Genomic DNA, 17,612 nt, shown 5'->3' with positions numbered 1-17,612 from the left:
GGTGTCCAAGCAGAACGATTTCTCCGTCGCCAAGGCGGCACCGGGCGCGGCCACGCGCATGCTGGCCGCACGCGTGCTGGCACAGGTGTTCACCCGTGGCCGTTCGCTGAAGGCCGAACTGGCCTGGGCACTGCCGAAGCTGGCCGACAGCCGCGACCGCGCGCTGCTGGAAGCCCTGTGTTTCGCCGTGCTGCGCCGTCGCAGCACCTATGACGCGGCCTTGCAGGCCTGGATGCAGAAGCCGCTGTCGGCGCGCGATGCCGACCTGCGCACGCTGCTGATGGTCGGCTTCGCCCAGTTGGACGTGCTCGAACTGCCTGCGCACGCAGCACTTTCGGCTACGGTCGATGCGGCGCGCGCGCTGGGCCGTGAGCGCCAGGCTGGCCTGGTCAACGCGATCCTGCGCCGCGCCCAGCGCGAGGGGTTCCCCGAACAGCCTGCGCGCGACGCCTTCCCGGAATGGCTGGCTGATGCGATCGAACGCGATTGGCCGGCGCACGCCGAAGCGATCTTCAGCGCCAGCCTGCAACCCGCGCCGTTGTGGCTGCGTGCCAACCGCCAGCACGGTGGTCGCGACAAGGCCCTGGCGACGCTGGCCGAGGCCGGCATTGCCGCTGAAGCCACTGCACTGTGTGCCGATGCGTTGCGCCTGGCGGCCCCCGTTGCCGTGAACCAGCTGCCGGGCTTCGGCGACGGTGCACTGTCGGTGCAGGACCTGTCGGCGCAGTGTGCCGCCGATGCGCTGGCGCCCGCGACCGGTGCCCGCGTGCTGGATGCCTGCGCGGCACCCGGCGGCAAGTCGGCGCATCTGCTGGAGCGTGACCCGAGCCTGCGCCTGCTGGCGCTGGATATCGACGCGCGCCGGCTCGCGCGTGCGCGCGACACCTACACCCGCACCGGTGTGGGCGAACATGCGCAGACCCTGGTCGCCGATGCCAGCGATCCCGGCTCGTGGTGGGACGGCGTGCCGTTCGACGCGATCCTGCTGGATGCGCCGTGTTCGGCCACGGGCGTGATCCGCCGCCAGCCGGATGTGATGTTCCACCGTCGCGCCGAAGACATCGATGCACTGGTGGGCGTGCAGGCGCGCCTGCTGGAAGCCTGCTGGTCGATGCTGCGCCCGGGCGGCGTGCTGCTGTATGCCACCTGCTCGATCCTGCGCGCGGAGAACATCGATCAGGTGCGTGCGTTCCTGAAGTGGCATCCGGACGCCGTGGCGCAGCCGCTGGGCGATGCATTCGGCGTGGATTGCGAAGGCGTGGCACGCCAGCGACTGCCCGGTGACAACGATGCTGACGGTTTCTTCTACGCGCGTCTGATAAAAGCAGCCTGACCCCCGCTGCCGTTTCGAGTCCCATGCTGAAAACCCACGCGTCGCGCCAGACGTGGTTGTTCGTGGTGGTGGCCCTGCTGGTGCTGGGGGCCGGTCTCGGTCTCCGCGATCCGTGGCCCTCTGACGAACCACGCTTCGCGCTGGTGGCCAGGCAGATGGTCGATAGCGGTTACTGGTTGTTCCCGCATCGCGGAACCGAGCTGTATTCGGACAAGCCGCCGATGCTGATGTGGTGGCAGGCCTCGCTGTACGGCCTGGTTGGCCACTGGCGCGTGGCCTTCCTGCTGCCCTCGCTGCTGGCCGCACTGGGCACGCTGTGGTGCGTGGTCGATCTGGGGCGCCGGCTGTGGACGCGCCAGGTCGGGCTCTGCGCCGGGTGGGCACTGCTGTTCGCGCTGCAGTTCACCTTCCAGGCGAAGAAGGCGCAGATCGATCCGCTGCTGGTGCTGTTCATCACCCTGGCCAACTATGGCCTGCTGCGCCACCTGCTGCTGGGCCCGGCCTGGCGCTGGTGGTGGCTGGGCTGGTTCTTTGCCGGTATCGGGGTGATCACCAAGGGCGTGGGCATGCTGGCGCTGCTGATGATCGTGCCGGCGGCCATCGCCGCAGCCCTGCAGTGGCCGCGTGTTTCCCTGCACGCGCGCGATGGCCGCTTCTGGCTGGCACCGCTGGCCTTCCTGCTGGCGGTATCGCTGTGGCTGGCGCCGATGCTGCTGGCCGCGCTGGGCACCGGGTCGGACGAGTACCGCGCCTACATCAACGACATCCTGGTGCGGCAGACGGCCCGCCGCTACACGCAGTCCTGGGACCATCACCAGCCGTGGTGGTACTTCTTCGGTGTCATGCCAGCGATGTGGATACCGGCGTTCCTGGCGCTGCCATGGGCGATCCCGGCGTGGCGCCGGCGCCTGTGCCGCCGCGATCCACGCTACCTGCTGCCGCTGGCCTGGTGGGTGCTGGTCGTGCTTTTCTTCTCGATTCCCCAGGGCAAGCGTGATGTCTACATCCTGCCGGCGCTGCCGATGTTCTGCCTGGCGCTGGCACCGCTGCTGCCCGGGCTGCTGAAGCGACGGGATGTGCAGGCGGTACTGGGAGGGTTTGCCGCGTTGCTGGCATTGGGATTGAGCCTGGTCGGGGCGCTCGCGTTGCTGGGTGATCCGCGCTTCGAGGTGAGCCTTGCCCATGGGCGCGGACTGCCGCCCGGCGCCACCGATGCATTGGCGTGGACGATCCTGGCGATGGGGCTATGGGGTGGCTTGAGCCTGGTGGTGGCTGGCTGGCGTCGAAGCCATCTGGCGCTGGTATCGACCCTGGCCGTGGCCTGGGTGCTTTACGGCCTGCTCGGCTACCCGTTGCTGAATGATTCAAGCTCCGCGCGTGGTCTGATGCGTGACGTCGGCACGCGTCTCGGGCCAGACGCGGAGCTGGGGCTGGTGGCCTGGAAGGAACAGAATCTGCTGATGGCGGACCGCCGCGCGGCAACCTTTGGATTCGAGAACCGCTGGCATGAACAGCTGCAGGCGGCCGTGCGCTGGCAGCGCTTGTCCCCCCGGCATCGCTGGTTGCTGGTGAATGACGATGCCATGCAGGGGTGCATTGATCGTTCGCGGGCGGAGATGGCCGGCATATCCAACCGCCGTCGCTGGTGGCTGGTTCCCGCCGGGGCGGTGTCCGGAGCCTGCGTGCCTGACCTGAAGGAGCTGGAGCGCGAGTACCGGCTGCAGGGACCGCCGGATGCGGACTGAACGAATGAGCGACAAACATGGCCAGTCTGCGTCAACCAGCGGCCTGCTCTGTCCTAGAATGAGGGCCGCTCCCGGCACCGTGCCGGTCTATCGCTACCGACCTGCCGACCGCACCACGTGACTCCGCTTTCCCCGCCTACCTCCCGCACGACGGGCCTCCTGGCCGGCGCCTACGCCGTGGTGCTGGGGGCGTTGCCGACGCTGCTGATGATCACCATGGAGGGCGGCAGCGCGGGGTTCTACCTGGCGATCCTGCTGTCGATCGTCCTGCTGGTGCTGCCCTCGGCCGCTCCGCGCCTGCTGCCCGGTTCCGCCCGGCGCTATGCGTGGATGGGCATCGGCATGGGCGTGATGCTGGCCGGCGTGCTGATCAGCCTGGGCGTGCATGGCATCTGGAAGGGATCGGAGGTCGAAAAGGCCGCGCGCCTGTTGTCGATGCTGCTGATCCTGTTCGCCGCGCTGCGGGTGCCGCGCAGGATCCTTGCGCGGGCGATGCTTGGCACCCTGCCCGCGGTGTGGTCGGCAGCAGCCATCATTGGCTGGTTGGCGCTGGAGACCGGCGTGCGGCCTGCCACCCAGCAGTTCAATGCGGTGACCTACGGCGACCTGACCCTGTTGTTCGGTGTGCTGAGCCTGATGTCGCTGGGCCTGCCGGTGACCCGTTTCACCCGCATCGAAGCCACGCTGAAGCTGCTGACCGGCATCCTTGGCCTGGTCGCATTCCTGTGGACGCAGACCCGCGGTGGCCTGCTGGCGATTCCCTGCTTCCTGCTGATCGGCCTGCTGGTGATGGGGCGCCGGCTTGGCCGCATGAAGATCCTGCTGGGCCTGGTGCTGGCGGCCGGCGTCGGCATTGTCGCCACCCATGATGGTGCGTTGCGCGATCGCATCGACGCTGGCGTGAGCGAGTATGGCGATTGCAGTGCCGACCACCTGGCCGATACTTCGGTCTGCATCCGCCTTCAGTTGTGGACCGCGGCGGGCTACATGATCCGCGAGCAGCCGGTGTTCGGTGTTGGTGGTGGCGACCGCTTCCGCCAGGAACTGGAACGACTTGCCGGGCAGGGAAAGGTGTCGGCGATGGTCGCGCGTGATTTCGGCGAGACCCACAACGACCTGCTGTATTTCCTGGCCACCTACGGCGTGCTGGGAGGGCTTGGCCTGGTGCTGGTCTACGTGGCCCCTGCGCTGGTGTTCGTGCCACGCCTGTGGCGTGGCGACGAACGGTCGCGGTTGCATGCCGCGGCAGGGTTGAGCATCTGCGTGGCATTCGCCGTCTTCGGGGTCACCGAAATGATGCTGCGTGACATGCGAACCGCCTCGTTCTATGCCGCCTGGGTTGCCCTGCTGCTGGCCCTGTCCGAGCCGCGCCGGGCAGATCAGGCCGAGGCGAGCACCGCTTCGTAACTGGCCAGGGTCGCCCCGGCGAAGGTCTGCAGGCCGAACTCGCGCTCCGCATGGTGGCGTGCGGCCATGCCCATCGCCGGCAGCGCCTGGCGTTGTTCATACATCGCCTGCACCTGCGCGGCGATGGCGGCCACGTCGCGGGTGGGCACGACCCAGCCGTCGACACCCTGCTCGATGTTTTCCGGCAGCCCTGCGTAGTCGCTGACCAGCATCGGCCTGGCGCTGGCCATCATTTCGCGGCAGGCAAAGGAGATCGTTTCGATGTCGTTGGACAGCACGAAGCCGACGTCGCCGGCGGCGATCAGTGGGCGCGTATCGGCCAGCAGGCCGGTGAAGTGGACCTGCGCGGCGACGTCACCAAGAGCCTGCACCTGCGCGCGTTGCTGCGCGCTGGGCAGGTGACCGGCGACCGCCATGTGCACATGCGGGCGGATCGCGTCGGGGAGCAGGGCAATGGCCTGCGCCAGGTCGATCCAGCCCTTGTAGTCATCGGTGCCGGCGTTGCTGACCAGCAGCAGCGCATCAGGGTCCTGCGTCCATTGCTGTCGCATCGCCTGGCCGGCATCGGCCGGCAGCGGTGCGAAGCGGTCCAGGTCGACGCCGTTGCGGACCACATCGATCGGGCAGCGCCGGTAGGGGCCCTGCTCCAGCAGGCGCCCGGTGTGTGCCGAAACCGCAATCACGCGGTCGGTGGCCCAGCGTGCCCTGAAGGCATTGCCCAGCGTACGGGTGGGCTTGCTGTTGTGCTTGGTCAGTATGATCGGCGGGCGGCGCATGCCGAGCAGTCCCTGCATCACGAAGCGGTGATCACGAGCACCGTTGACGTGGACCAGGTCGATGCCCTCGTCACGCACCAGCCGGCGCAGCGCGTGTTGCTCGGCCAGTTGTTGTGGCAGGGTCGGCAGGCCGCTGCCAAAGGCCATCGGCAGCGGGGTGGCGATTCCTTCCTCGGCTACCGTGCGCAGCAGGCGGCTGTCGGCGGGGGCTGCGACATGGAGCGTGTGCTGGCCATGCAGGGCCCGCGCCAGGGACACGATGTACGTGGTGTGGCCGCCACCGTCGCCGTAGTGGAAGTTGGTGTACAGGATTTTCATGGGGGATCTTCAGGCAACGCGCGGCAAGTGTGACACAGCCGGCTCAGGGCCGTTCCACGGGGGCCGGAGGGTCGGCCACCGCCTGGCCGTTGCCCAGCATCCACAGCATGATGGTCTTCTGCCGTACGTAGTTGGCACGCACATAGGCATAGACCAGGCCGTGCCAGCCGTCGCGGAAGCCGCCCCGGAACAGGAAGCCGCGCCAGAACCGCCAGGCCGGGGCCAGCACCAGCTTGCCCAGCGTGGCGCGCTTGCCACGCGCGAATTCGTGCTCGGCCATCATCCGTGCGTACTTCTCGGTCTTGGCCAGCTGCTGCTGCAATGATCGATAGGGGTAGTGGATGAGATCGCCGCGCAGGGTGCCGACGCTGCCGTCGACGCTGGCCGCCTCGTGGATCTCGCGCTTGCCGCGCCAGCCGCCCTGGCGGCGGTCGAACAGGCGCATCACCCGGTCCGGGTAGGCGTTGCCGTGGCGCAGGAACCTGCCAAAGTATTCGGACAGGCGGGCGAAACGGTAGCCGGCGTGGCCGGCGAAGCCGCCGTCACGGGCCTGTTCGATGGCCGTACGCAGCTCGGGGCTGATGCGCTCGTCGGCATCCAGGCACAGTACCCAGTCGTGGCTGGCCTGCTCGACGCAGAACGCCTTCTGGCTGCGGAAACCCTCGAACACGCGCTGCAGCACGCGGGCACCGGCCGCCTTGGCGATGGCCACGGTGGCATCGGTGGACTGCGAGTCCACCACCACGATCTCATCGCAGAAGGCCAGCGAGGCCAGGCAGTCGCCGATGCGCCCTGCCTCGTTGAACGCGATAATGCACGCCGAGATGCGAGGCCGTTCGATGGGAGCGGTCGTGGAGGACATGATGGCCGGATACCTGTTGTTTGCGACGGAGCGCTATGCGCTGCCTATTCTCGCCCCGTTGGCGCAGGCGTTGCACGCGTCCGGGCAGGAGGTTGCGGCCTGGTTCGAAGGCGGCGCGGCCGGCAGCAGCCTGCCGGGGGTGCCCAACGTCGGCCTGAAGCAGGCCCTGGCAATGCGCCCGCGGGCGGTGTTCAGCGCGGCCAACTGGGTGCCGACCTTCCTTTCGGGGGCCAAGGTACAGCTGTTCCATGGCTTCAATGTGGAAAAGCGCGACAGTGCGCGCGGCCACTTCCGGGTGCGCGGCATGTTCGACCTGTACTGCACGCAGGGGCCGGCCACCACGACGCCGTTCCGCGAGATCGCGGCCCAGCAGGGCCACTTCGCGGTGGCCGAGACCGGCTGGCCGAAGCTGGACCCGCTGTTCCGCGATGACGGTGGCGAGAGCGCCGCACTGCGCGCGCCGGCCGGCGATCGCCCGGTCATCCTGTTCGGCTCGACCTTCACCGAGCGGCTGAGTGCGGCGCCGCACCTGCATGCGCAGATCGCCGCCGATATCGCGGCCGGTGAGCGCTACTGGCTGCTGACCCTGCACCCCAAGTGCCCGCCGGAACTGTTCGAGCGCTACCGTGCGCTGGCCGGTGCCAATGCCCGCTTCATCGAGCCGGAGCAGGTGATGGCCGCGCAGCGTGCCGCCGATGTGCTGGTGTCGGACACCTCGTCGATCGTTTCGGAGTTCATCGTCCAGCACAAGCCGGTGGTGACCTTCCGCAACCGCGTGCCGAAGCCGCACATGATTGATTTCGACGACCCGGCACAGTTGCCGGCGATGCTGCAGCGCGCGCTGCACCCGGACGCCGCGCTGCAGGCGGAAATCGTGCGCTACGCCGATGCCATCCACCCGTACCGCGATGGCCTTTCCAGCGAGCGGGTGATCGCGGCCACCGAGGATTTCCTGTCCGGTGAAATGGGGACGCTGCGCCGCAAGCCGTTCGGCAGCTGGATGCGCGACCTGCAGATCCGCAAGGATCTGGGCTACTGGGGCCCGTCGCAGCGGTGATCGGGGGGGGGGCGACGGCGTCGCCCGTGTAGAGTCGACTGTCAGTCGACTGCTCTTCTCTCGGGTCGCGAAAACCCCGCGCTACGCGCGATAGTCGACTGTCAGTCGACTCTACCGTCGGGCGTCCACGCACGCAGTGATGTCCAGTAGATCCACGCCATGCGTGGATGCCCGCATCACCAGCGCAGCTTGCGCCGCGCCAGCGCGGCCGCCAGTTGATCCATCGCCTGCTGTGCCTGTGCCTGCGGCAGATGATGCAGGGTGAGTGCCACGTCGCCATGTGCACCGGCGGTATCCAGTTGCAGGCTGCTGGTGCCCAGCAGCTTGTCCAGCGGTGAACGCTGCAGGCGCAGGCCCTGCACCTTGTCCAGCTCGGCCCAGCGCCACCAGCGTTTCCACCAGCCGCCGCGCACGGCCACATAGTGCTCGTCCAGATACCAGCCCATGCGTGCCATCTGCCGGTGTGCGACCAGCAGTGCGACCGGCAGCCAGGCCAGCACGACCAGGCCCCAGGGGCCCCAACGCCAATACGTGGCGACGCCCAGCAGCGGCACCAGCAGCAGCGCGCCCAGGCACAGCCGCCACCAGCCGCGCTGCGGAATGGACTGCCATTGCGCCGGCGGCCAGTGCAGCTGGGGCAGCAGGTGCTGCACCAGCTGTGTGCAGTGTTCGCGGGTTGCCAGCGGCGCCAGTTCGCGCAGGGCGCGGTCCTCATCACGCGAAGGGCCACCGGCGGCACTGTCGATGCGCAGCTGGCGCAGCCCGAACCAGCGCTGCAGGGTGCCTTCGCGCAGGGTCCAGGCCTGTATGCGGCGACGTGCCACGCTGCTGCGGGTGCGGCTGAACATCCCGGCCGACACCGTCAGGCGGCGGTCCTGCTCGACGAGGGTGAAGCCGTGGTAACGCAACAGGGTCAGCACCACTGACAGCATGCGCAGCGCCAGCCAGCCCAGCAGCAGCGCTGCTGCCACCAGCAGGAAGGCACCGGTCACGCCGGGATGCAGGTGGCTGGCATAGCCGAAGGCCTCACGGCCGCCGCGCTGGATGGCGTCGTCCATCACCGGCCGCGGCACCGTCTGGAACAGCACGCCGAACGCGGCCACCGCCAGTGCCCAGCCGCGGTTGGAGAGCAGTCCCATGCGCACCACGTCCCAGCTGGACAGTCGCAGCAGCACGTGTTCGCTGTCGACGTCGGCAATGGGCGGCGCATCCACGGCGTCGTCGGCCTGCGGCGCCTGCCCGCGCTGGCGGACCAGCCGTTCCAGCGCCAGTGCCTGGTCCAGCTTCAGTACCCGCATCTCCGCTTCCGGGCGCACACCGCCGGCCGATTCCAGGCGCAGCTCGGCCACGCCGAACAGGCGGTGCAGCGGGTTCTGCCGCACTTCCACGTTGTGGATGCGGGCGAACGGGATCTCGCGGCGGTTGCGCGCCAACAGGCCACTGCGCACGGTGATCGCGTCGCTGCCGATGCGATAGCGGTAGCTGAGGTACTGCAGCACCGACACCAGCACCAGCGCGGCAATTGCCGTCAGCGGAATCAGCTGCGCCCACATCGGATCGCGGTCGCCGCGCTGGCCGAACACCAGCAGCGCGACCAGCGGCAGGAAGTAGTGGCGCAGCTGCATCAGCAGCACGAACAGCCACGACCACGGGTGCAGCCGGTGGTCCTCGGTACCGGCGGGCAGCGGTGCAGGCAGGGGGGGCGGCAGGCTCACAGGGCGTCGGCGTCCTGGTCGAGCTGGTGGGACAGGGTGTCACGCAGGCGTTCGGCGTCGGCCTCGTCCAGGCCGCTCACGGTCACCGCGCTCATGCGGGTGCCGGCGGTGTGCACGATCAGCGTGGCCAGCCCGGCACGGCGCTCCAGCGGGCCCCGCCGCAGATCGAGATGCTGCACTCGCGAGAGCGGGATTCGCGTTTCCAGCTGCCACATGAGGTCGCGGCGCAGGCCCAGGCCCTGTGCGTCCAGCCGCCAACGGGTGCGGACCAGGCGTCGACGGCCCAGCCATGCACCAAAGGCCACACCCATCAGCAGCCCGGCTGCAGCGGTCCACAGGCCACCGGGCAGATCGAAGAACCACGCCGCCGCCGCCAGTGGCAGGCCCGGGACGAACAGGCCGCCAAAGGCACCTTCCAGTGCGGCCAGGCGGGCTGCACGTTGCGGCAGTGACTGCCAATCGGTGGCAGGTGGTGCAGGAATCGAGGCGTCGGTCACGCGGGCTCCGTCAGGCAGCAGGGCGGGCGGTAGCGGCCATGGCCGCACCGCGCAGACGGTAGCAGGTCGGCTGCGTTACTGGGCAGCCTGGATCAGCGCATCGACATCCAGCAGGTGGCCGGCACGATCGGCCTTGGTGCGCAGGTAGTTCTCGTTCTCGGCAGTGATCTCGCCGGTGACCGGAATGCAGTCCAGCACTTCGATGCCGGCATTGCGCAGGCGCTGCGCCTTGGTCGGGTTGTTGCTGAGCAGCGCCACGCGCGAAATGCCCAGGCCACGCAGCATGGCCACGGCGCTGCCGTAGCGGCGCTCGTCGGCACCGAAGCCCAGCTGCGCATCGGCGTCGATGGTGTCCAGGCCGTCGTGCTGGTAGCCATAGGCGCGCATCTTGGCGGCGATGCCGGTGCCGCGGCCTTCCTGGTCCAGGTACAGCAGCACGCCACCGCCCAGCTCCTTCAGCTTGCGCAGGCCGCGCCGCAGCTGGTCGCCGCAGTCGCACTTGAGGGAGCCGAACAGGTCGCCGGTCAGGCACGAAGAATGCACGCGTACCGGCACCACTGCCGACAGGTCCGGCTCGCCGACGATGATCGCGACCTGGTCACGCTGCGCCACGCCGCCGCGGAAGACTGCGAAGGTGGTCATGCCGACGTCGCGCAGCGGCACCGGCGAACGCGCCACCAGTTCGTAGTCGTGGGCCGCATGTGCTGCGCCTTCGGCCAGGTCGCACAGGGCCACCTCGGCCGCACCGTCGAAAGTGTGGTCATCGACGTCCAGGCGCACCGCGACCATCGCTGGCAGCAGCAGGCCCAGGCGGGCCAGTTCCACCGCCCCGGCATCGAAGGCGTCGCCGGCACTCCAGCCTTCCGGCATCGGACCGGGTTCGCGCAGGTAGCCCAGCGAGGGCAGGGCATCAAAGGCCACACCGCTCAGCGGCAGGCGCGCGCCCTGCGGTGCCTCCACGCCGAGCACGCGGGCACGGGTGGCGGTCAGGAACAGATAGTGGCGCTCGCGGGCAGCAGTGGCGAAGGCGGCAAAGCTGCTGGCCGTGGCGCTGTCCAGCGCGATCACCGCCAGGCGCTGGCCCTGGCCATCGTGGAGCAGCACCGGGCGACCGGCACGCAGTTCGGCAACCGCGCGCTCGCAGCGGATCGCGGCCGGATCGCCGAACAGGGAAGAAGCAGCAGGCATGGCAGGACCGGGGGAGGCGGACATCGAGGTCTCTATGGGGGCGACGGCATCGAATTCAACGCGGTGCGGCCGCCGGTCGCAGGGACCGGGAGGCCCTGGGCGGGTCGCCGTCAGTGGGGATGCTCTTCGGTCGCGTAGGGGTCTTCCTCGTCGCTGCCCGGTGGCCGCAGCGTATAGCGCTTGTAGGTCCACTGGTACTGCGCCGGGTCGCGGCGGGCGATGCGTTCGATGCCGGCATTGAGTGCGGTGGCCGCCACCTGCGGGTCCGGATCGGCCACGGCCGGGTCGGTCGGCTCGATGTGCAGGGCGAATTCCATGTCCGGCCCGATGCGTTCGCACCAGCCATAGAGCACGGTGGCGCCGGTGCGTTCGGCCAGCCGGTTGACCAGGGTCATGGTCAGCGCCTGCACGCCGAAGAACGGCACGAACACGCCATCGCCGGCCTTGGGCTGCTGGTCGGGCAGGATGCCGGTGGCGCCGCCGTCCTTGAGCACCTTGAACAGCTGGCGCACGGCCGGGCCTTCGGCGCGCACCTGCTGCACGTTCTGGCCGCCACGCACCAGCTGCAGGAAGGCGTCGCTGGCTTCGTCCTCCGGCGGCTTGTAGACGATGGCGATCTGCCCGCGCGAGGCCAGCCACTGGTTCAGCAGCTCCCAGTTGCCGAAGTGCGGGGCGGCCACGATCACGCCCTTGCCGCTGGCCAGCGCCGCGTCGTACAGGGCCTCGCCATGGCGCTGCTTCAGGTGCAGGCGCAGGTTGTCGGCCGGCGTCTGGCTCCACAGCCGCAGGGTTTCGATGGCCTGCAGGGCGGTGGAGCGCAGCAGCTCCCGGTGCAGCCGGTCGCGGGCAGCGCCGTCCAGCTCGGGGTAGGCCAGCTCCAGGTTGCGCCGGGTGACACGGCTCTCGCGGGCATTGAGGGCGATCCACGCCCACGCCAGGGCGCGCGCGAACGCCCGCAGCAGCGGCCAGGGCAGTCGGGCGAACAGGGTGGTGGCGCGGTAGACCAGCCGGGCTTTGCGTTGCGGATTCATCGGCGCCAGTTTAGCCAAGGGCGCTGCTATCGTGGCCGGCCCTGTTCATTGGAAGCCCACGATGCTCGTCCTGATCCAGCGTGTCAGCCAGGCCGCCGTCCATGTCGACGAAGAAGCCGTGGGGCAGATCGGGCCCGGCCTGCTGGCCCTGGTCGGCATGGAGCCGGGCGATACCGAGGCCCAGCTGCGGCGGATGGCCGAGCGCCTGCTGGGCTACCGGGTATTCGCCGACGAGGCCGGGAAGATGAACCGCTCGCTGCGTGATACCGGCGGCGGCCTGCTGCTGGTCAGCCAGTTCACCCTGGCCGCCGACACCCGTTCGGGCATGCGGCCGAGCTTCACCACGGCCGCGCCGCCGGAGGAGGCTGAACGCGGGTTCAACCGTTTTGTCGAGATCTGTCGTGAAAATCACGCCTCAGGGGTGGAAACGGGCCGATTTGGTGCCCATATGGTCGTCAGCCTGGTCAATGACGGTCCTGTGACCTTCCTTCTCCGGCCCTGAGCCTGCGGGACCACCGCCCGGCAGGCAGGGCCCCGGGCTGGTATAATGCTACGTTCCCTATTTCTCCCTGCCGGTGGCGCGAGCACTACATGGCCAACGAACGTCCTGCCCAATCCGAAATCAAGCAACTGATCAGCAAGGGCCTGGAACAGGGCTACCTGACCTACGCCGAAGTCAATGACCATCTGCCGGACGACATGGTCGACCCGGAACAGATCGAAGACATCATCGGCATGATCAACGGCATGGGCATCGATGTCCATGAAGTTGCGCCGGATGTGGAAACCCTGCTTCTCAACGACGGCAACACCGGCAACCGCGAAGTCGATGACACCGCGGCTGAAGAAGCTGCCGCCGCGCTGAGCGCGCTCGACACCGAAGGTGGCCGTACCACCGACCCGGTGCGCATGTACATGCGCGAAATGGGCACCGTCGAGCTGCTGACCCGCGAAGGCGAAATCGCCATTGCCAAGCGCATCGAGGAAGGCCTTTCGCAGGTCCAGGCGGCCCTGGGCCAGTTCCCGGTCTCGGTCGAGTCGCTGCTGACCGACTACGAAGCCCACAAGGAAGGCAAGAAGCGCCTGGCCGAAGTGATCGTCGGCTTCAACGATCTGACCGATGAAGAGCCGGCACCGCCGGCGGCCGCTGCCGATGACAGCAGCGATGCCGACGCCGAGGGCGACGAGGACGAGGACGACGATGTCGATGGTGCCGATGAAGAAGCCGCACCGACCGGTCCGGACCCGGAGGAAGTCGCTGCGCGCATGCAGGCGCTGAGCGATGCCTTCAACGCCTTCAAGAAGGCCGCGACCAAGGGCGACAAGAAGAACCTGCCGCGCCTGCGCGAGGAAATGTCGGCGGTGTTCGTCACCCTGAAGCTGCCGCTGCCGCTGACCGATGTGCTGACCAAGCAGCTGCGCGACACCATGGCGTCGATCAAGGCCCACGAGCGCCGCGTGCTGAACCTGGCCACCGTCACTGCCCGCATGCCGCGCAAGGACTTCATCCGTTCCTGGGAAGGCAACCAGACCAACCTGGAGTGGGTGGAAGACGCACTGAAGCGCAAGCAGAAGTGGTCCTCGGCCCTGCGCGAAGTGAAGGACCAGATCATTGCCGAACAGCAGGCGACGATCGACATCGAAACGCTGACCCAGCTGGACCTGGAAGAGCTGAAGGAAATCAGCCGTGCCATGGCCTACGGTGAAGCCAAGGCGCGCAAGGCCAAGAAGGAAATGGTCGAGGCCAACCTGCGCCTGGTGATCTCGATCGCCAAGAAGTACACCAACCGCGGCCTGCAGTTCCTCGACCTGATCCAGGAAGGCAACATCGGCCTGATGAAGGCCGTGGACAAGTTCGAATACCGCCGCGGTTACAAGTTCTCGACCTACGCCACCTGGTGGATCCGCCAGGCGATCACCCGCTCGATCGCCGACCAGGCACGCACCATCCGTATTCCGGTGCACATGATCGAGACGATCAACAAGTTGAACCGCATTTCCCGCCAGATGCTCCAGCAGTACGGCCGCGAGGCTACGCCGGAGGAGCTGGCCAAGGAAATGGACATGCCGGAAGACAAGATCCGCAAGGTGATGAAGATCGCCAAGGAGCCGATCTCGATGGAAACCCCGATCGGCGACGACGAGGATTCCCATCTGGGCGACTTCATCGAGGACACCAACGTGGAGTCCCCGATCGAGAACACCACCAACATCAACCTGTCTGAAACCGTGCGCGACGTGCTGGCCGGCCTCACCCCGAGGGAAGCCAAGGTGCTGCGCATGCGCTTCGGCATCGACATGAACACCGACCACACGCTGGAAGAGGTCGGCAAGCAGTTCGACGTGACCCGCGAGCGCATCCGCCAGATCGAAGCGAAGGCCCTGCGCAAGCTGCGTCACCCGAGCCGCTCGGAGCAGCTGCGCAGCTTCCTGGATATCGATTGATATCGGGCGGTTGTTGAAGCGTTGAGAGAAACCCCGCCTGGTGCGGGGTTTTTCTTTTTGGGGTGCCTGCGCTTTCTGTAGAGCCGTGCCATGCTCGGCTGCTGTTCGCGATTGCCGGGTAGCCGAGCGAGCGCAGGCTCTACTACACTGTGAAGCTGCGCCGGGCCTATAGCTCAACGGTTAGAGCAGGGGACTCATAATCCCTTGGTTCCAGGTTCGAATCCTGGTGGGCCCACCACATTGACGTCCAGCGAAGTCCAGAGACGTCCGCAAAACCCTTGAGTTGCTTGATTTAAGCCCTGCGAGGCATCCAGTGCCGTCCAGCGGCATCCACTTGCATCCACAAAAAAAGTGAGTCAGGCTGTGTGTCAGCGGGCTAGACGCCCCTAAACGACTCACAGGCGCTCGACTCACATGCTGACCGACACCAAGTTGCGCTCGCTCAAGCCGAAGGCCAGTCCCTTCCGTGTGGCTGATGCCAACGGCTTGTGCATTGAAGTGCGCCCCTCGGGAGCCAAGGTGTGGCGCTACCGCTACCGCTATCTGGGAAAGGCCAGCATCGTTACGCTCGACGAGTACCCGTCGATGTCGCTGCAGGCTGCCCGCGTCGAACGCGACCGTCTGCGCTCGCTCCTGCGCGGCGGGGCTAATCCCGCTCAAGTGGCCAGGGTTGAAAAGGCAGTCCAAGGAGAGCGGGCCGCGAACACCTTCGGGGCCATCGGCTTGGAGTTGCTCGCCAAGCGAACGAAGGAGGGCCTTTCCCCTGGATCGGTTGTGCGTGAGCGTCGGCTGATCGAGAAGGATCTGGCTGGACTGGCGGATTTGCCTATTGGGGACATCACCGCCCCCGTACTGCTGGCTGCGCTGCGGAAGTTGGAACAGCGCGGTGTTGTAGAAACCGCGCATCGCGCCCGGGCACATGCTGGGCGGGTCTTCCGCTACGCCATCGCGACGGGGCGTGCTGACAGAAATCCCGCTCAGGACCTCACAGGGGCGCTTGAACAGCCTCAGACCAAGCACTTTGCCAGCGTGACTGATCCTGCCGTTATAGGAGGCCTCCTGCGCGCGCTGTGGGGCTACCAGGGGGCACTGGTCACACAGGCAGCGCTAAAGCTAGCACCGATGGTGTTTGTCCGCCCGGGTGAGCTTAGGCAGGCGAAGTGGGCTGACATCGACCTTGATGCTGCAGAGTGGCGCTACGTCACCAGCAAGACCAAAACGCCGCACATCGTCCCTCTGTCCGATCAGGCCGTTGAGGTTCTCCGGGAGCTGTACCCGTATACGAAACGGAGCGAATTTGTCTTCCCTGGCGTCCGCAGCTCGCTGAAGCCAATGAGCGAGAACACGATGAACGCGGCGCTCCGAAACCTTGGCTTCGACTCAGACACGATGGTTGGCCATGGCTTCCGAGCGATGGCAAGAACGGTGCTGGACGAAGTGCTTGGCTATCGCCCGGACTACATCGAACATCAGTTGGCGCATGCGGTAAAGGATCCGCTTGGGCGGGCCTACAACCGGGCGACTCACCTGCCGGAACGCCGGAAGATGATGCAGGCCTGGTCCGACTACCTCGACCAACTGCGGGTTGCAGAACCGAACGTGCTGACCTTCAAGGCCAAGCGCGCCTAAATCTCACAGAGGCCTTAAGGAGGGCCATCAAGGCAGTAGAACCGCATAAAAAAAGCGGCCGAGAAAGGGGCGGGAACCCCTAGCTCGGCCTACCACAACCGACTATTGAGGAGTCGATCATGGATCGCAAGATTATAGATTTTGCTTCAGCACGTATGCGTAGAGGCCGGTCCATCGCTAGTGTCCCCGTTCAGCATCAGGACCCGATTGATGAGCTCCTGGAATCCGGTGTACCCGCCAGGGTCTTAGTCGCCCACCAACTACCTTGCGTCGAGTGGCTCGCCCTTCATCGACGTGACAAGTTCTGCATTTGCTACTTTGATGCTGCTGGCCAAGTTGTGACGGAGAGGCTGAACGCGAGTCGGCTTCTCATACGAGCTCAGGAAATTGGCTGGAGCCCATTGCAGGACCAGGTATCCCCAGATGCCGGGCGCCATCTCTTCGAGGAGGCGTCCTACAACCGGCGTGCCGGGGTCCATTGGTACGCTTCAGCCCACGATCAAACGGACGACATGTTGCCGCTGGGTTTTCCAGAGGATGTCCTCAGAAGAGCTCACGAGCGGCAAGAAAGGCGACATGCGGCAGCGGAGAAGAGGGCGCGTCAGCGAGCCCTTCGAAACGAGCGGCACGCCGCAATTGAACGCCGAAAGAGGGCAGCCAAGCTTCTTGATTCCATTGCAATGCGAATATTGATGGCCCCGAGCAAAGATGGGAGTGCGCCAACGACGAAGTCCCAAGCGCGGCGCCAAGTCAGAGGTATGGTGGATTCCCTTATGGCAGATTTCCGCCAGATGAGGGCTAACATCCAATTGCCGCACGGGTAAATCCTCAATGCACTCGTCCGATGGAGAGTCCATGAAGTTCGCTGACAAGTCTTATCCCACGGCGCGCGCTGCCGATATCGCGCGCACGCTTGAGACATCTGCGCAGTTCTCAACATGTTTGAGGGTTCTAGAAGGGAAAAAGAGGCGGAATCGATTCCCTTGGGCTACGAGTCTTGAGGACTGGCTGCATTGGTCGGTCCAACGTTCGCTGGCTGAGTTTGAGCCGTTCGAGAAGATGACCGCCAAGCAGCGGATTGATACCTCTAAAAGAGTCATGTCCCACTGTGCGGCGCTACGCGACCTTCTGTCTCCGTTCCATGACGACGTGACTGGCCTTGGATGGCCGTTCCAGCCAGAACTGGACTTTGCCGTACTAACAAGTGCGGTGAACTACAAGGAGCGTCACAGCGAAGACTATGAGGGGCTTGACGAAGATGAGGCTGAAGATGTGTTCATTCAAAGAAGATTCGCTATGTACCACCTCGCAACGGTTGACCTAGGTCTGGTCTTGGATGCGATACAGAACGGCGCGGAGCGTCTAGGCGAGCTGCAATCCCACATCAAAAAGCCAAACGATCCAAACGCCGCTCGTCTTAGCTTTATGCGGAGGCAGACAAAGGAACTTCTCAATGAGTTCGGTCAACCCTACAGGACTGTCGTCCTAGCTTTGACTTCAGTTTTCTTCGAAGCCGATGACCTGGACGAGGCCGCAGTTTCAAAACTTGCTCCTGTGGAGACAAGTTCGCGCATCGTCAGCTAGACCTGAAGCAAAAGTAGGTCATTGC

14 protein-coding genes and 1 tRNA gene are annotated in these 17,612 nt (G+C 66.4%); 9 read left to right on the top strand and 6 right to left on the bottom strand.

What is annotated here, in order from left to right; translation table 11 throughout:
* Position 1: 1 nt before the first annotated feature.
* The 3 genes from rsmB (at position 2) to AC5P88_RS06690 (ending at position 4,485) form a co-directional block, all read left to right on the top strand.
* Positions 2-1,333: a 16S rRNA (cytosine(967)-C(5))-methyltransferase RsmB gene (gene rsmB / locus AC5P88_RS06700; protein WP_495224648.1), complete on the top strand. Its 1,332-nt coding sequence runs from the start codon at positions 2-4 to the stop codon at positions 1,331-1,333.
* Positions 1,334-1,356: 23 nt separating this feature from the next.
* The gene (locus AC5P88_RS06695; RefSeq protein ID WP_111113037.1) at positions 1,357-3,078 is read left to right on the top strand and encodes an ArnT family glycosyltransferase; all 1,722 of its coding nucleotides are present in this window, start codon (positions 1,357-1,359) and stop codon (positions 3,076-3,078) included.
* Positions 3,079-3,195: 117 nt separating this feature from the next.
* Positions 3,196-4,485 (top strand): O-antigen ligase family protein, encoded by a 1,290-nt coding sequence (locus tag AC5P88_RS06690; RefSeq protein WP_495224647.1) that lies wholly within the window; start codon positions 3,196-3,198, stop codon positions 4,483-4,485.
* On the opposite strand, the gene AC5P88_RS06685 is transcribed toward AC5P88_RS06690, so the two are convergent.
* Entirely contained in the window at positions 4,458-5,579 is a 1,122-nt protein-coding gene (locus AC5P88_RS06685) for a glycosyltransferase family 4 protein (protein WP_111113039.1), read from the bottom strand. The genes AC5P88_RS06690 and AC5P88_RS06685 overlap by 28 nt on opposite strands.
* 43 nt (positions 5,580-5,622) lie before the next feature.
* Positions 5,623-6,441 carry a glycosyltransferase family 2 protein gene (locus tag AC5P88_RS06680; RefSeq protein ID WP_495224646.1) on the bottom strand — a complete coding sequence of 273 codons (819 nt, stop codon included), beginning with the start codon at positions 6,439-6,441 and terminating at the stop codon, positions 5,623-5,625.
* On the opposite strand from AC5P88_RS06680, the gene AC5P88_RS06675 reads away from it, so the two are divergent.
* Complete coding sequence (locus AC5P88_RS06675) at positions 6,440-7,498, top strand: CDP-glycerol glycerophosphotransferase family protein (RefSeq protein ID WP_049460274.1); 1,059 nt, start codon at positions 6,440-6,442, stop codon at positions 7,496-7,498. The genes AC5P88_RS06680 and AC5P88_RS06675 overlap by 2 nt on opposite strands.
* Positions 7,499-7,674: 176 nt before the next feature.
* Here the strand turns inward: AC5P88_RS06675 and AC5P88_RS06670 are convergent, their stop codons facing one another.
* The 4 genes from AC5P88_RS06670 to AC5P88_RS06655 all read right to left on the bottom strand — a co-directional run bounded on the left by AC5P88_RS06670 (position 7,675) and on the right by AC5P88_RS06655 (position 11,929).
* Complete coding sequence (locus AC5P88_RS06670; RefSeq protein ID WP_495224645.1) at positions 7,675-9,213, bottom strand: PH domain-containing protein; 1,539 nt, start codon at positions 9,211-9,213, stop codon at positions 7,675-7,677.
* The gene (locus AC5P88_RS06665; protein WP_111113042.1) at positions 9,210-9,710 is read right to left on the bottom strand and encodes a PH domain-containing protein; all 501 of its coding nucleotides are present in this window, start codon (positions 9,708-9,710) and stop codon (positions 9,210-9,212) included. Before AC5P88_RS06665 ends, AC5P88_RS06670 begins: the two co-directional genes overlap by 4 nt.
* 75 nt (positions 9,711-9,785) lie before the next feature.
* Positions 9,786-10,922, bottom strand: coding sequence for a GTP cyclohydrolase II RibA (gene ribA, locus AC5P88_RS06660; protein ID WP_111204611.1), 1,137 nt, complete (start codon positions 10,920-10,922; stop codon positions 9,786-9,788).
* Between the two features lie 86 nt (positions 10,923-11,008).
* The gene (locus AC5P88_RS06655; RefSeq protein WP_099554591.1) at positions 11,009-11,929 is read right to left on the bottom strand and encodes a lauroyl acyltransferase; all 921 of its coding nucleotides are present in this window, start codon (positions 11,927-11,929) and stop codon (positions 11,009-11,011) included.
* A gap of 61 nt (positions 11,930-11,990) precedes the next feature.
* Between AC5P88_RS06655 and dtd the strand changes: the two genes are divergently transcribed.
* From dtd to AC5P88_RS06630, 5 genes are all read left to right on the top strand, one after another.
* Positions 11,991-12,431 carry a D-aminoacyl-tRNA deacylase gene (gene dtd / locus AC5P88_RS06650; RefSeq protein WP_495224644.1) on the top strand — a complete coding sequence of 147 codons (441 nt, stop codon included), beginning with the start codon at positions 11,991-11,993 and terminating at the stop codon, positions 12,429-12,431.
* Positions 12,432-12,520: 89 nt separating this feature from the next.
* Positions 12,521-14,374 carry an RNA polymerase sigma factor RpoD gene (rpoD, locus tag AC5P88_RS06645; protein WP_125426734.1) on the top strand — a complete coding sequence of 618 codons (1,854 nt, stop codon included), beginning with the start codon at positions 12,521-12,523 and terminating at the stop codon, positions 14,372-14,374.
* Between the two features lie 162 nt (positions 14,375-14,536).
* A tRNA-Ile gene (locus AC5P88_RS06640) sits at positions 14,537-14,612 on the top strand.
* Between the two features lie 176 nt (positions 14,613-14,788).
* On the top strand, positions 14,789-16,003 hold the full coding sequence (locus AC5P88_RS06635) for a tyrosine-type recombinase/integrase (RefSeq protein WP_165711032.1): 1,215 nt from the start codon (positions 14,789-14,791) through the stop codon (positions 16,001-16,003).
* An 855-nt stretch (positions 16,004-16,858) separates the two neighbouring features.
* On the top strand, positions 16,859-17,587 hold the full coding sequence (locus AC5P88_RS06630; protein WP_165711031.1) for a hypothetical protein: 729 nt from the start codon (positions 16,859-16,861) through the stop codon (positions 17,585-17,587).
* Positions 17,588-17,612: the final 25 nt, after the last annotated feature.

It is taken from the genome of Stenotrophomonas sp. YJH_SMC_8, assembly GCF_059371315.1.
This window is presented reverse-complemented; position numbering and strand designations above follow the sequence as displayed.